Consider the following 14,571-nt stretch of genomic DNA (forward strand, 5'->3'; position numbering starts at 1 on the left):
CATGGGTCAGGCAGAGTACGACTACATCATTGTCGGCGGCGGCTCCGCGGGATGCGCGCTGGCGAACCGGCTGAGTGCGGACCCGGCCCAACGTGTTCTGGTGCTGGAGGCCGGGCGTCCGGATTACAAGTGGGATGTCCTCACCCATATGCCCGCCGCCCTCACGATGATCATCGGAAATCCGCTCTACGATTGGTGCTACGAATCCGAGCCGGAGCCGTATATGAACGGCCGTCGGGTCAGCCATGGCCGGGGTAAGCTGCTTGGCGGATCGAGTTCCATCAATGGGATGATTTTCCAGCGCGGCAATCCGATGGACCTGGAACGCTGGGCCTCCGACCCGGGAATGGAGACCTGGGACTACGCCCACTGCCTGCCCTACTTCAAGCGGATGGAGCACTGCGCGGCCGGGGCCGACGAGTGGCGGGGGCAGGGCGGGCCCCTGTGGCTGGAGCGCGGGGAGGCCGCCAACCCCCTGTTCTCCGCCTTCCTGGAGGCGGCCCAGCAGGCCGGCCACTCGCTGACCTCGGACGTCAACGGCTACAAGCAGGAAGGCTTCGCCCGCTTCGACCGCAACATCAAGGACGGCCGCCGGTGGTCGGCCGCCCAGGCGTATCTGCACCCCGTCATGAAGCGGCGCAACCTCACCGTCCAGTGCTTCTCCCAGGCCGACACGGTGCTGTTCCAGGGAAAGCGGGCGGTGGGCGTCGCCTACCGCCGTTTCGGCCGGGACCGCCGCGAGGTGTACGGCGGCGAGGTGATCCTGTGCGGCGGCGCCATCAACACCCCCCAGCTGCTGCAGCTCTCCGGCGTCGGAAACCCGGGCGAGCTGACCCGGGTGGGCGTGGAGATGGTGCACGAACTGCCCGGCGTCGGGGAAAACCTCCAGGACCACCTGGAGGTCTACGTCCAGCACGCCGCCAAGCAGCCCGTCTCCTTCAACCCGCTCATCAAATGGCGTAACCGGCCCGGCGTCGGGCTGCGCTGGATGACGTCCCACACCGGGCCCGCGGCCACCAACCACTTCGAGGCCGGCGGTTTCGTGCGCGGCAACGACGAAGTGGAATACCCCAACCTCATGTTCCACTTCCTGCCCATCGCGGTGCGCTACGACGGCACTCCGGTGGACGCCGAGCATGGCTACCAAGTGCACATCGGCCCGATGTACTCCGACGTGCGCGGCTCAGTGAAGATCACGTCGGGACACCCCGACGAGCACCCGGCGCTGCGGTTCAACTACCTCTCCACCCCCAACGACCGCAAGGAGTGGGTGGAGGCGATCCGGGTGGCGCGGGACATCCTGAAGCAGCCCGCCTTCGCCGAATACGACGCGGGCGAGATCTCCCCCGGCCCCGAGGTCGCCGACGACGAGTCCGTCCTGGAGTGGGTCGCCCGCGACGCGGAGACGGCCTACCACCCGTCCTGCACCGCCCGGATGGGCGTCGACGAGATGTCCGTCGTGGACCCGGCCTCCATGCGCGTCCACGGACTCGAGGGGCTGCGGGTGGTCGACGCCTCGGCCATGCCCTATCTGACGAACGGCAACATCTACGCGCCCGTGATGATGCTCGCCGAGAAGGCCGCCGACCTGATTCTCGGCAACACCCCCCTGCCGCCCTCCGACGCACCGTTCTACCGCCACCGCGCACAGGAGGACTGACGTCCGTGACCGAACCCACCAGCGGCGCCACGGCCGTCACTCCGCCGCCGCACCAGGTGAAGACCCTCGTCTTCGCCGGTTCCGCCACGCTGATCCTCGCGGTGTCGATCTGGGCGATCATCACACCGGAGGGAGCAGAGGAGGCGATCGGCCACGTCGTCGGCTGGGTCTCCGACGGACTCGGCTGGTACTACTTCGTCGCCGCGACCCTGTACCTGCTCTTCGTGGTGTTCGTCGCGGTGTCCCGGTACGGGCGCATCAAGCTGGGCCCGCAGCACTCCCGCCCGGACTACGGGCTGTTCGCCTGGGCGGCCATGCTCTTCGCCGCGGGCATCGGCATCGACCTGATGTTCTTCTCCGTCGCCGGGCCGGTCAGCCACTACCTGGCCCCGCCCGAGGGCGATCCGGAGACCGTCGAGGCGGCCCGGCAGGCGGTCGTGTGGACGCTGTTCCACTACGGCATCACCGGCTGGGCGATGTACGCCCTCATGGGCATGGCGCTGGGCTACTTCTCCTTCCGCTACCGGCTGCCGCTGGCGATCCGCTCGGCCCTGTACCCGATCATCGGCCGGCGCATCCACGGCAGGATCGGCGACGGCGTCGACCTCGCGGCCGTCCTCGGCACCGTCTTCGGCATCTCGGTCTCGCTGGGTATCGGTGTCGTCCAGCTCAACTACGGGCTCAACTTCCTCTTCGACGTCCCCGAGGGACTCTCCGCGCAGATCGGCCTCATCGTGGTCGCCGTCGTCCTCACCACGGTCTCCGCCGTCGCGGGCGTGGACCGGGGCATCCGCCGCCTGTCCGAGCTCAACGTGGTGCTCGCCATCGGTCTGATGCTCTATGTGCTGATCGCCGAGAGCCCGACCCGGCTGCTCAACGCCCTCGTCCTGAACATCGGCGACTACGTCAGCCGCTTCCCGTCGATGACGCTCAACACCTTCGCCTACGACCAGCCGACCGACTGGCTCAACGCCTGGACCCTGTTCTTCTGGGCCTGGTGGGTGGCCTGGGCGCCCTTCGTCGGGATGTTCCTCGCCCGGATCTCGCGAGGCCGCTCCATCCGGCAGTTCGTCGCCGCCACGCTGGTGATCCCCTTCTTCTTCACGCTCACCTTCCTGTCCATCTTCGGCAACAGCGCGCTGTTCATCGTGCGCGGCGGCAACACCGCGTTCGGCGAGACCGCCATGAACCTCCCCGAGCAGGGCTTCTACGGGCTGCTGGACCAGTACCCGGGCGTGGGGTTCAGCGCGGGCCTCGCGACCCTGGTGGGGCTGTTCCTCTACGTCACCTCGGCCGACTCGGGCTCGCTCGTGCTGGGCAACCTCAGCTCCCACCTGCCGAGCCCGATCACCGACTCCCCGCCGTGGCTGCGGGTCTTCTGGGCGTGCACCATCGGCCTGCTCACACTCGCCATGCTGATCGTCGACGGCGTGGACGCGCTGACCAACGCCACCATCATCATGGGCCTGCCGTTCTCGCTGGTGATGTTCCTGATCATCGCGGGCCTCTACAAGGCGCTACGGGTCGAACGGATGCGGGAGGACGCGCTGACCACCACCCTGCCGTCCTCCCTCTCCGGACGGACGTCGAGCGCCGGGCCGGCGGCCGAGCGCAACTGGCGGCTGCGGCTCGCCCGCGCCATGAGCTTCCCCAGCCGGCGCACGGCCCTGCGGTTCGTCGACGAGGTCTGCCGCCCGGCCTTCCACGAGGTCGCGGGGGAGCTGCGGGACCAGGGCGAGGAGGCCACCGTCAGCGAGATCGCCGACGAGGAGAACGGCGTCCCGGCCCTGGAGCTGCGGGCGCCGATGGGCCGCACGGAGGAGTTCGTGTACCAGCTCTGGCCGATCGAGCGGCCCACGCCGGCCTTCGCCACCAGGACGATCGGCGAGCACGACACCTACGTGCGCTTCGAGGTGCACCTCGCCGACGGCAGTCAGGGCTACGACGTGATGGGCTACAGCAGGGAGCAGCTCCTCGGCGACATCCTCGACCAGTACGAGCGCCACCTGGAGTTCCTGCGGCTGCACCGCGAGGCGATCGCCCACGCCCGGCTGCCCGACCACCGCCCGGACACCGCGGACCTCCAGCTCCCCCAGGACTGACGCCGCCGTTCCCCCGGGACCACGGGGCCCGGGGGAACGGCGGAGGGGAACGTGAGGTTCAGCCGCCGACGCGGGCGGCCCGGGTCGTCGTGGCGATCGTGGCGGAGCCCACGACGCGCGTTCCGTCGTACAGCACCACCGCCTGGCCCGGGGCCACCCCGCGGACCGGGGAGGCGAAGGCGACCCGCAGCTCCCCGCCGGCCAGCTCGGCCGTCACCGGCGTCTCGTCCCCGTGCGCCCGCAGCTGCGCGGTGTACGCCCCGGGACCGGTGGGCGGGGTGCCGCACCAGCGCGGCCGGATCGCCGTGAGCGCGGTGACGTCCAGCGCCTCGGCCGGGCCGACGGTGACCGTGTTCGTCACCGGGGAGATGTCGAGCACGTAGCGGGGCTTGCCGTCCGGCGCCGGGCGGCCCAGCCGCAGGCCCTTGCGCTGCCCGACGGTGTAGCCGTACGCGCCGGTGTGCGTGCCGAGCCGCTCCCCGTCCTCGTCGACGATGTCGCCCTCGGACGTCCCCAGCCGGCGGGCCAGGAAGCCCTGGGTGTCGCCGTCGGCGATGAAGCAGATGTCGTGGCTGTCCGGCTTCTTGGCCACGGCCAGATCCCGGCGCCCGGCCTCTTCCCGGATCTCCTCCTTCGTGGCCCGGGTGTCGCCGAGCGGGAACATGGCGTGCGCCAGCTGCCGCTCGTCCAGCACGCCGAGGACGTAGGACTGGTCCTTGGCTGCGTCGCTCGCCCGGTGCAGCTCCCGGCCGCCGTCCGGCCGCGTCACGACCGTCGCGTAGTGCCCGGTGCACACGGCGTCGAAGCCGAGCGCCAGCGCCTTGTCGAGCAGGGCCGCGAACTTGATCTTCTCGTTGCAGCGCAGGCACGGGTTCGGGGTGCGCCCGGCCTGGTACTCGGCGACGAAGTCGTCCACCACGTCCGCCCGGAAGCGGTCGGCCAGGTCCCACACGTAGAAGGGGATGCCGATGACGTCGGCGGCCCGCCGCGCGTCCCGGGAGTCCTCCAGGGTGCAGCAGCCCCGGGCTCCGGTGCGGAAGGACTGCGGGTTCGCCGAGAGGGCCAGGTGCACTCCCGTCACGTCGTGGCCCGCCTCCACCGCGCGGGCGGCGGCCACGGCGGAGTCCACACCGCCGGACATGGCGGCGAGCACCCGCAGCCGACGGTGCGGGCCGGGAACGGCGGGGAGGTCAGCGGTGGAGTCAGTCATAGCGCCTCCCAGGGTACGGTCCCGCCGGAGCGGGGCGCGGCCCGGAACCGCGCGGAGCCCCACGGCGTTATGGCTTCGGAAGGACGGAGGCGCGGCCCGGCCCGGTGGGCGGGCGAGCGCGAGCGAGACCAGGGGGAGCCATGGCGGCGGAACGCGGGACGAGCCCGGCCGGCGGCGGCCGGAGCCGGGGCCGCCGGGGCGTCAGCAGGAGGACCCTGCTCGTCGGCGGCGGGACGGCCGCGGTGCTCGGCGGCGTCGGCTACGGCATGCGGGAGGACCTGCGCGGCCTGTGGTACCGCATCCCGGGCAACGCCGCGCCCCGCATCGAGGGCGAGGTGGACTTCCCCGAGGCCCGCTGGGTCGCGGCATCGGGCGCCAACTGGCGCCTGGCCAGCCGCCCCCACGACTTCACCGTCGACCGGGTGGTGATCCACGTCATCCAGGGCAGCTACGCCACCGCGCTGCGGGTCTTCCAGGACGCGGGGCACGGCGCGGCCACGCACTACGTCGTGCGCACCTCCGACGGCCGGGTCGCGCAGATGGTGCGCGAGCTGGACGTCGCCTACCACGCGGGCAACCGGAGCTACAACGAACGCAGCGTCGGCATCGAGCACGAGGGCTTCGTCGACCGCCCCGAGGACTTCACGGACGGCATGTACCGCGCCTCCGCGCGGCTGACCGCCGACATATGCGACCGCTACTCCCTGCCCAAGGACCGCGAGCACATCGTGGGGCACAACGAGGTGCCGGGCGCCGACCACACCGACCCGGGTCCCCACTGGGACTGGGAGCGCTACCTGCGCATGGTGCGCGACGCCCGGCCGGTGCCGCGGCCCTCGGCCACCCCGGTCAGCGGTTGAGGTCCTCCTCGAACTCCCGGTTGCACTCGTCGATCTTCGACTGGTCGGTGCCCGCGTTCTCGATGCACTCCCGGTAGGTGTCGAACTCCTCGGTGTTCCAGAACGCGATGCCCACCGCGAGGGCGATGGTCGAGCCGATCAGGGCCAGGGCGCCGAGCACGAGTCCGACGACGCCGAGGGCCGGGCTCGTCGCCTCGCCGCGGTTCTTGCGCCGCACGTGCAGGATGCCGAAGATCACCGCGAGCAGCCCGAGCAGCAGCCCGCCGAGCACCGTCCAGAACAGCAGTGCGGCGATGATGCCGAGCACCAGTGCCGTGATGCCGAAGCCGTTGCGCGGGGGGCGCGGTGGCGCGCCGTAGGGGCCGCCGTAGCCGCCCGGTCCGCCGTACCCGCCGGGTGGGCCGCCGTACCCGCCAGGTGGGCCGCCGTACCCGCCGGGTGGTCCGCCGTATCCGCCCGCGCCGCCGGGCCCGCCCGGCCCCGGCGGCCCGCTCCAGCCGGGGGGCTCGCCCCCGCCGCCGGTTCCGCCCGTGCCGGGTGACGGGCCGTACGGGTCCCGGGGAGGCTCCCCGTGCCCGCCCTGCGGTTCCTCGGGGCCGCGACCTGGCGGAGGCGGGGGGTTCGACGTCATGGCGCAATCCCTTCGGACGGGGCCGGAGCATGGAACACCTCGGCGGTGAGGTGCCGACCCGTGCCGGTTACCCGGATCCGGCCGGCTGTAACGGACCCTCGTCCGTTCGGGGGAGTGCGGATGCCGCGCGGGTCAGCTCAGCCCGGCCGTACGGGCTCGCGCGACGGCCGGGCCGATGGCCGCGGCCAGGGCGTCCACGTCGGCCCGGGTGGAGGTGTGGCCGAGCGAGAAGCGCAGGGTGCCGCGCGCCAGCTCCGGGTCGGCGCCGGTGGCGAGGACGACGTGGCTGGGCTGGGCGATGCCGGCCGTGCAGGCGGACCCCGTCGAGCACTCGATGCCCTGGGCGTCCAGCAGGAGCAGGAGGGAGTCGCCCTCACAGCCGGGGAAGGCGAAGTGGGCGTTGGCGGGCAGCCGGCCGCCCGGGTCCGGGTCGCCGCCGAGTACGGCGTCGGGGACGGCGGTGCGGACGGCGTCGACCAAGGCGTCCCGCAGGGCGCCGACTTCGCGGGCGAAATCGGCGTGCTGCTCCGCCGCGCGCTCGGCGGCCACCGAGAAGGCGGCGATGGCCGGTACGTCCAGGGTGCCCGAGCGCACGTCGCGCTCCTGGCCGCCGCCGTGCAGGAGGGGCTCGGGCGCCTGGTCCCGGCCGAGGACGAGCGCGCCGATGCCGTAGGGGCCGCCGGTCTTGTGCCCGCTGACGGCCATCGACGCGAGCCGTGAGGCGCCGAAATCCACCTCGGTCTGGCCCAGCGCCTGGACGGCGTCCGAATGCAGGGGCACCTCGGCCGCGCGGGCCACCTCGGCCAGCTCCGCCACCGGCTGGAGGGTGCCGATCTCGTTGTTGGCCCACATGACGGTGGCCAGGGCCACGTCCGCCGGGTCGCGCTCGATCGCCTCGCGCAGCGCCTCGGGGTGCACCCGGCCCACGCCGTCGACGGGCAGCCACTCCACCCGGGCGCCCTCGTGGTCGGCCAGCCAGTGCACGGCGTCCAGCACGGCGTGGTGCTCGACGGGACTCGCGAGCACCCGGGTGCGGCGCGGGTCGGCGTCCCGGCGCGACCAGAACAGGCCCTTGACGGCCAGGTTGTCGGCCTCGGTGCCGCCGGAGGTGAAGACGATCTCGCTGGGGCGGGCCCCCAGCGCGGCGGCCAGGCGTTCTCTGGCCTCTTCGACCGTGCGCCGGGCCCGGCGCCCCGCCGCGTGCAGGGAGGAGGCGTTTCCGGTGACGGCGAGCTGGGCGGTCAGCTCCCGGACCGCCTCCGGCAACATGGGCGTGGTGGCGGCGTGATCGAGGTAGGCCATGGTGCGGCAATTCTACGAGCCCCCGTCACCCGTCCGGAGGCACCTACCGGTCGACTGCCGCCGGGACGCCGGTGGCGGCCCGATCGTGCGGGGGGAACGCGCCGTGCGCCGGGCCCGGGCGTCAGTGGCCGGGCAGCCGGCGGGCCCGGGCGGCGTCGAGCAGCGGGGCGAGGAGGTCGCCGTGCTCCGCGATGCGGCCGGGCAGGGCGTGGATGTCGAAGCTCAGGGGGCGGCCGGCGCGGCCTGCGGCGACTTCTTCCCAGGTCAGCGGCGTGGATACGGTCGGCGTCGGGGCCGCCCGCGCGGTGTAGGGCGCGGCGGTGGTCTTGGCCGCGTTGTTCTGGCTGTGGTCGATGAAGACCCGGCCCGGGCGCAGGCTGCGGTCCATCCGGTGGACGGCGAGGCCGTCCAGCTCGCGTTCGGCGCGGGCGGCGAGCCGTTTGGCGTAGCGGCTCACCTCGTCGGACGGCGTCGGGCGCAGGGCGGCCATGAGGTGGAGGCCCTTGCCACCCGAGGTCTTCGGCCACGCCTCCAGTCCGTCCTCGGCGAGCCGCTCGCGCAGCCACTCCGCGACGGCGCAGCACTCGGCGACGCTGGCCGGCGCGCCGGGGTCGAGGTCGAGGACCAGCCGGTCGGCCCGGGCCGGGGTCTCGTGCCGCCACTGCGGCACGTGCAGCTCCGTGACGAGGTTGGCCGCCCAGACGAGGGCGGGCAGGTCGTCGATGACGACCTGTCGGCCGGTCGAGCGGCTGGAGCGGGGCACGTCGGCGACCGTCACCCACTCGGGGGTGCCCGGGGGCACGTTCTTGCTGAAGAACGCCTCGCCCGTCGAGCCGTCGGGGTAGCGCAGGAAGCTGACCGGCCGCCCGGTGAGGTGGGGGAGGAGGGCGTCGGCGCAGGTCGCGTAGTAGTGGAGCAGCTCGCCCTTGGTGGTGCCGTCGGGGTACAGGACCTTGTCCAGATTGCTGAGGGCCAGCCGTCGGCCCGCCACGTTCGTCATCGGCGGCATAACCTGATAATCCCATGGAATGCTCACAAACAGGGCGTAGTGGACGACTCCGGCGAGGAGTGATGACGTGCGGTCCATCTGGAAGGGCTCGATCTCGTTCGGCCTGGTCAGCATCCCCATCCAGCTCTACGGCGCGACGCAGAGCCACACGGTCGCCTTTCACCAGGTCCACACGGCCGAGGGCTGCGGTGGGCGCATCCGCTACCGCAAGTTCTGCGAGCTGGAGGAGGTCGAGGTGCCGCCCGAGGAGATCGGCAAGGGGTACAGGACGGCCGACGGCGACACCGTCCTCCTCACCGACGAGGACCTGGCCTCCCTGCCCCTGCCGACCGCCCGGACCATCGACATCCTCTCCTTCGTGCCGCTGGACGACATCGACCCGATCCAGCTCGACCGCGCCTACTACCTCAGCGCCGAGACGGCCGCGGCGGGCAAGCCCTACGTCCTGCTGCGGGAGGCGCTGAAGCGCAGCGGCAAGGCAGCCGTGGCCAAGTTCGCCCTCCGCGGGCGGGAGTCGCTCGGCCTGCTGCGGTCCGTGGACGACACCCTCGTGCTGCACTCCATGCTCTGGCCCGACGAGGTGCGCTCCTCCGGCGGCCTCGCGCCCGCCGCCGACGTCACCGTCCGGGACGCCGAACTGGACATGGCCGAGACGCTGATGGACTCCCTGGGCGAGCTGGACTGGGGCGAGCTGCACGACGACTACCGCGCCGCCGTCGAGGAGCTCGTCGAGGCCAAGCAGGAGGGGCGGGAGCCGGCCGAGGTGGTCCCCGAGCCGCGCGGCCGCGTCATCGACCTGATGGCCGCGCTCGAGAGCAGCGTGGCCGCGGCCCGGGAGGCGCGCGGCGGTGAACCGGAGGGCGCCGGCACCGTCACCGAGCTGCGGCGCGAGGAGGAGAAGCCCCGCAAGCGGGCGGCGAAGAAGGCCGCCGCGAAGAAGCCACCGCCCCGGAAGCGCGCCGAGAGGCAGACCGCCTCCGGTGAGACGCCCCCGCGCAAGGCGGCGAAGAAGCAGCCCGCGAAGAAGACGGCCGCCAGGAAGACCACGCGCAAGCGGGCCTCCTGAGCGCCGCGCGGGGCTCAGGAGGCCCGCCACGGGAGGCGGGCTCAGGCCTGCCACAGGAAGAGGGACTCCCGGCACGGCTCGCAGGCGAAGCCGTAGCCGCAGCCCCCGCCCCCGAAGTAGGCCGCCGTCCGGTGGTCGTGGCCCTCCTCCCACTGGGCCACGAAGGCCGTCCGCCGGCCGCAGCGCGCACACGTCGGCGTCTCGTCGCCCTGGAGCCACGAGGGCTCGCCGCCGAGCTGTCCCAGGACGTCGCCCAGCGGCCGGTCCCGCGTCTTGGCCCAGCCCGTGGACGCGTCGTAGTAGGTGGCGGCGTCGACGTCCGCGTACCGCACGGCGCAGACCTCACCCAGACGAGTGCGCCCCGACGGCGGTGCCTGCGCCGGGCTCACCCCTTCGGCGGGCAGGAGCAGCGCCCGGTTGCCGCCGGAGTGCGGAGCCCAGGCCGCGCAGTTGCCGCGGTCGTTGTCGCACATGAAGACGGCGAACAGCCCCCGGCCCGTGCCCCCGAGGTCGTCCATCCGCACCTGCGCGAGGAACTGCAGGGCGCCGTCGCAGGTCGAACAGCGCGGCCACGTGAACCCTGTGGGCACGAGCGGCAGCCCGCCCGTCCGCGTCACCGCCACGTCCTCGGCCGCCGTGCCGCCGTACGTCATCAACCTGATCACAGCCCCAGCCTGACACCCGCCGCGTCCCCCGCGCATCCGCGGCCCGAGTGCGGCCCTACGCCAACCTGCCCTACAACATCTGGGACCGCCCGCCCCGCGGCCCCTACGCCGCGTCCGCCGAGGCGGCGGACGCCCGGCTCCACGCCGGAGGCAGCAGCATGACCACGGCAGCCCGCAACCTGCTCACCGAGCCGGAGTTCACCTCCGTCCGTTCCACGGTCCTCGACGGCAACCCCGGCATGAGCGAGGCCATGGCCTCCCGCATCGTCGACGAGGCGCTCAAGTTCGTTGTCGCCTGCGCCAAGAACCCCGGCATCGGACTCGCGCCGTCCCGGGTCGTCGACGAGGGCTGGCACGCCCTCCTCCTCGTCCCGGGCTCCGGTCAGTCCACAGTGGGCTGACCCCGACCGCCTCCCGTCCGCCAGCGCCTCTGGTGCGGGCGGAGGGGAGGGCTACCCGGCCTTACTGCTTGTGCTCGGCCTGGAACATCCAGTGGTGCTTCTCGAGGTCCCCGGTCAGGCCGATGAAGACGTCCTCCGTGACCGGGTCGACCTTGCCGACGGCGCCCATGCGCTCGCGCATGCGGGCCACCACGGTGCCCAGCGCGGCCGTCATGGTGGCGACGGCGTCGACGTCCTGCTGCCAGCCGTCGACCACGTGCTCGATGCCGCTGTCCGAGGCGACGGTGCCGACCCGGCCGTCCGGCGGCAGCCCGAGGGCGGACGCGCGCTCGGCCACGGTGTCCGAGTACTGGCGCGCGGTGTCGACGACGTCGTCGAGCTGGAGGTGGATGGTGCGGAACCGCGGGCCGATGACGGTCCAGTGGATCTGCTTGGCCACCAGCGACAGGTCGACGAGGTCGACGAGGGCGCCCTGCAGCGCCTCACCGACCACCTTGAGGTCCTGCTCGGGGAGAGTGCTCTTGACGGCGTACATCCGTTGACCTCGCTCCTTGCGTGTCGGGGGTACGAGTTGTGGGGAGTTGTCCGAGGCGGGTACCCGGGTCGCGGGCGGATCACGCCACCGCGACGGTGGCGGGTGCGGCGAAACTCGTCTCCAGCCGGGCGAAGTCCTCCAGGCAGCGGCCCGTGCCCACCGCCACGCAGTTCATCGGCTCGTCCGCGACCGTGACCGGCATGCCGGTCTCCCGGGAGAGGCGCTCGTCCAGCCCGTGCAGCAGGGCGCCGCCGCCGGTCAGGACGATGCCGCGCTCCATGATGTCGCCGTACAGCTCGGCGGGGCACGCGTCGAACGTCCCGCAGACGACGTCGACGATCGACTGGACCGGGGCCTCCAGCGCCTCCAGCACCGCGTCCGAACTGAGCTGGACCGACTTCGGCATCCCGGTGACCTTGTCCCGGCCGCGGACGACGATCTGGCCGTCCCGGCCCAGCGCCACCTTGATCTGCTCGGCCGTGCGCTCGCCGACGGCGATGGTGTGCTGCTTCTCCACGTAGGTGGAGATCGCCGCGTCCAGCGAGTCGCCCGCCACCCGGGAGTGCCGCGCCGCCACCACGCCGCCGAGGGAGATGATGGCCACCTCGGTGGAGCCCGCGCCGATGTCGACGATCATCGAGCCGCACGGCTCGTAGACCGGGAGCCCGGCGCCGATCGCGGCGGCCATCGGCTGCTCGATCAGGTGCACCGAGCGGGCCCCGGCGCGAGAGGTGGCCTCCAGCACCGCCCGCCGCTCCACCCCGGTGACGCCGCTCGGTGTGCAGACGACGATCCGTGGCGCGCGGCTGCGGCTGCGGCGCGCCTTGGCGATGAAGTGCCGCAGCATGCCTTCCGCGGCCTCGTAGTCGGAGACGACGCCGCCCTTGAGGGGGCGGGTCGCGACGATGGTGCCGGGGGTCCGGCCCACCGCCTGGCGGGCCTCGTCTCCGACGGCGAGCACGTTCCCGTTGCGGGAGTCGATGGCCACCACGGAGGGTTCGTCGAGTACGACGCCGCGCCCGCGGGCGTACACGAGGGTGTTGGCGGTGCCGAGGTCTATGCCGAGGTCACGGGTGCTGAACGACGTCATGTTGGCCATGGACGTGACTTTCGCTTTCGTGGTGGTTCACGGGTCTTGTATGTGATTGTCGTGGTTTTCGCGGGGGCTGCCACCGGGCGCCGGACCGGCTGTGGCAATCGGGTCACCGGCCCGTCCGGGCGGCGGCGGCCATAGGGTGGCCGCATGGCTACGCATCTGATCACCGGGGCGGGTTCGGGCATCGGCGCGGCGCTCGCCCGCGAACTCCTCGCGCGAGGGGACACGCTGTGGCTGCTGGCCCGGAACGCCGGACGGGCCCGTGAGCTCGCGGAGGAGTTCGGCGACGGCAAGGGCACCGTGCACACGCTCGTCGGCGACCTCGCCGAACCCGAGCGGCTGTCCTGGGCGTTCGGGCACCAGACCCTGCCCGGGGAGCTGGACTCGCTCGTCCACAGCGCCGGGGTGTGCGACCTGGGCGAGGTCGGCGAGCTGACCCCCAAGGTGTGGCAGGCAACCCTCGCCGCCAACCTCGTCGCCCCCGCGGAGCTGACCCGGCTCCTGCTGCCGCAGCTCCGGCTCGCCCGCGGGCACGTCGTCTTCGTGAACTCCGGCGCCGGGCTGCGCGCCAACCCGCGGTGGAGCGCGTACGCCGCGAGCAAGCACGGGCTGAAGGCGCTCGCCGACTCCCTGCGCGGCGAGGAGACCGGGAACGGGGTGCGGGTCAGCAGCGTCTACCCCGGGCGCACGGCGACGCCGATGCAGGAGAAGGTGCACCGCCAGGAGGGCCGGACCTACCGCGCGGAGGACTGGATGACGCCCGAGTCCGTGGCCCGCACCGTGCTCACCGCCCTCGACCTGCCGCGCGGCACCGAGATCACCGACCTCAGCGTCCGTCCCACCGGCTGACCCGTCGCGCCCGGGCCCGGCTCATCCCCGACTCGCTCCGGCTCCGGGGCCCGGGCCCCGGGCCGCGGGCCCCGGCTTCGTCCCCGGCCCGTGGCCTCCTCGCCTTCCGGACCGCCACGGCGCGCACCGTAGGCTGCGGCTGTGAGTGAGAGCGAGTCGAGGTTCAGCTGGGGTCCGGGCGCGGCGAGCGGCATCGGTTCGATGCCCGGCGAGGATGTGCGGGAGGCCGTCCGCACCGTCGTGGGAACGCTGGAGGGCCCACGCCACCTGCCCTTTCTGCCGGAGCTGCCCGCCCGCGGCCCCGGCGCCGACATGACCGGGCGGACGGTCGGGCTGCTGGTGGAGATGTTCGCCCACGTCGAGCCGAGCGGCTGGCGGATCAGCGACCGGCCCGGGCGCGACACCCGCAGGGCCCGGGCCTGGCTCGGCGAGGACCTGGACGCGCTGGAGGAGTTCACCCAGGGGTACACCGGCGGGCTCAAGCTCGCCGTCACCGGCCCCTGGACGCTGGCCGCCACCGTGGAGCGGCGGTCCGGCGAGGCCATGCTCGGCGACGCCGGGGCCTGCCGCGACCTGACGGCGTCCCTCGCCGAGGGACTGCGGGCCCACCTCGCCGACGTCCGGCGCCGGATCCCCGGTGCCCGTCCGGTAGTCCAGCTCGACGAGCCCGCGCTCACCTCCGTCCTCGACGGCTCCGTCCCCACGGCCAGCGGGTACCGCAGGCATGCCGCGGTCGACCGCGCCGTCGTCCGGGACGCGCTGGCCGAACTGGTGCGCGCGGCGGTCGAGGTGCCCGTCGTCGTCCACTCCTGCGCCCCCCGGGTGCCGTTCGCGCTGCTGCGCCAGGCCGGCGCGGCCGGGGTCTCGTTCGACGCGGCGCTGCTCACCGAGCGTGACGACGAGGCGATCGGCGAGGCGGCCGAGGCGGGCTTCGCGCTCTTCGCGGGTGTCGTGCCGGGCACGGGCACGGCCCCCGAGGCATTGTCAGACCCGGCCGGTAGCGTCATGGGTGTCAGGTCGCTGTGGCGCAGGCTGGGGCTGTCGCCCGGGCTCCTCCCGGAGTCCGTGGTGGTCACTCCCGCCTGCGGTCTCGCCGGTGCCGCACCGGGCTATGCCCGCGGCGCGCTGGCCCACTGCGTCCGGGCGGCACGATCACTGGCCGACAACCCGGAGTGACGGCCCGAG

14 protein-coding genes are annotated in these 14,571 nt (G+C 73.2%); 7 read left to right on the top strand and 7 right to left on the bottom strand.

Going from position 1 to position 14,571, the window contains the following annotated elements; all coding sequences use genetic code 11:
• Position 1 precedes the first annotated feature (1 nt).
• Together betA and betT are read left to right on the top strand one after the other, a co-directional pair.
• Positions 2–1,660 (top strand): choline dehydrogenase, encoded by a 1,659-nt coding sequence (gene betA / locus O7609_RS19485; RefSeq protein ID WP_269743974.1) that lies wholly within the window; start codon positions 2–4, stop codon positions 1,658–1,660.
• Positions 1,661–1,665: 5 nt separating this feature from the next.
• Complete coding sequence (gene betT / locus O7609_RS19490; RefSeq protein WP_269743975.1) at positions 1,666–3,762, top strand: choline BCCT transporter BetT; 2,097 nt, start codon at positions 1,666–1,668, stop codon at positions 3,760–3,762.
• A gap of 58 nt (positions 3,763–3,820) precedes the next feature.
• On the opposite strand, the gene mnmA is transcribed toward betT, so the two are convergent.
• Positions 3,821–4,972: a tRNA 2-thiouridine(34) synthase MnmA gene (gene mnmA, locus O7609_RS19495; RefSeq protein ID WP_443072173.1), complete on the bottom strand. Its 1,152-nt coding sequence runs from the start codon at positions 4,970–4,972 to the stop codon at positions 3,821–3,823.
• 140 nt (positions 4,973–5,112) lie between these two features.
• Here mnmA and O7609_RS19500 point away from each other — a divergent pair, with 140 nt between their 5' ends.
• On the top strand, positions 5,113–5,832 hold the full coding sequence (locus tag O7609_RS19500; protein WP_269735705.1) for an N-acetylmuramoyl-L-alanine amidase: 720 nt from the start codon (positions 5,113–5,115) through the stop codon (positions 5,830–5,832).
• Here O7609_RS19500 and O7609_RS19505 read toward each other — a convergent pair.
• From O7609_RS19505 to ligD, 3 genes are all read right to left on the bottom strand, one after another.
• Complete coding sequence (locus O7609_RS19505) at positions 5,822–6,463, bottom strand: hypothetical protein (protein ID WP_269735704.1); 642 nt, start codon at positions 6,461–6,463, stop codon at positions 5,822–5,824. The genes O7609_RS19500 and O7609_RS19505 overlap by 11 nt on opposite strands.
• A 132-nt stretch (positions 6,464–6,595) precedes the next feature.
• Positions 6,596–7,765, bottom strand: coding sequence for a cysteine desulfurase family protein (locus O7609_RS19510; protein WP_269743976.1), 1,170 nt, complete (start codon positions 7,763–7,765; stop codon positions 6,596–6,598).
• Between the two features lie 121 nt (positions 7,766–7,886).
• On the bottom strand, positions 7,887–8,774 hold the full coding sequence (gene ligD / locus O7609_RS19515; RefSeq protein WP_269735702.1) for a non-homologous end-joining DNA ligase: 888 nt from the start codon (positions 8,772–8,774) through the stop codon (positions 7,887–7,889).
• 67 nt (positions 8,775–8,841) lie between these two features.
• On the opposite strand from ligD, the gene ku reads away from it, so the two are divergent.
• Positions 8,842–9,840 carry a non-homologous end joining protein Ku gene (gene ku, locus O7609_RS19520; RefSeq protein ID WP_269735701.1) on the top strand — a complete coding sequence of 333 codons (999 nt, stop codon included), beginning with the start codon at positions 8,842–8,844 and terminating at the stop codon, positions 9,838–9,840.
• Between the two features lie 41 nt (positions 9,841–9,881).
• Here the strand turns inward: ku and O7609_RS19525 are convergent, their stop codons facing one another.
• Positions 9,882–10,505, bottom strand: a complete 624-nt coding sequence (locus O7609_RS19525; protein ID WP_269743977.1) for a hypothetical protein — start codon at positions 10,503–10,505, stop codon at positions 9,882–9,884.
• Positions 10,506–10,552: 47 nt separating this feature from the next.
• Between O7609_RS19525 and O7609_RS24620 the strand changes: the two genes are divergently transcribed.
• On the top strand, positions 10,553–10,906 hold the full coding sequence (locus tag O7609_RS24620) for a hypothetical protein (protein WP_332328072.1): 354 nt from the start codon (positions 10,553–10,555) through the stop codon (positions 10,904–10,906).
• Between the two features lie 61 nt (positions 10,907–10,967).
• Here O7609_RS24620 and O7609_RS19535 read toward each other — a convergent pair whose 3' ends face one another.
• Positions 10,968–11,441, bottom strand: coding sequence for a Dps family protein (locus tag O7609_RS19535; protein ID WP_269735699.1), 474 nt, complete (start codon positions 11,439–11,441; stop codon positions 10,968–10,970).
• A gap of 79 nt (positions 11,442–11,520) precedes the next feature.
• Complete coding sequence (locus O7609_RS19540; RefSeq protein ID WP_269735698.1) at positions 11,521–12,540, bottom strand: rod shape-determining protein; 1,020 nt, start codon at positions 12,538–12,540, stop codon at positions 11,521–11,523.
• 144 nt (positions 12,541–12,684) lie between these two features.
• On the opposite strand from O7609_RS19540, the gene O7609_RS19545 reads away from it, so the two are divergent.
• Both O7609_RS19545 and O7609_RS19550 read left to right on the top strand, forming a co-directional pair.
• On the top strand, positions 12,685–13,386 hold the full coding sequence (locus O7609_RS19545) for an SDR family oxidoreductase (RefSeq protein WP_269735697.1): 702 nt from the start codon (positions 12,685–12,687) through the stop codon (positions 13,384–13,386).
• Between the two features lie 201 nt (positions 13,387–13,587).
• A complete protein-coding gene (locus tag O7609_RS19550; protein ID WP_443072266.1) occupies positions 13,588–14,562 on the top strand; it encodes a methionine synthase in 975 nt (324 codons plus the stop codon).
• Positions 14,563–14,571 lie beyond the last annotated feature (9 nt).

The sequence above is a fragment of the Streptomyces sp. WMMC1477 genome (assembly GCF_027460245.1).
GTDB lineage: Bacteria > Actinomycetota > Actinomycetes > Streptomycetales > Streptomycetaceae > Streptomyces.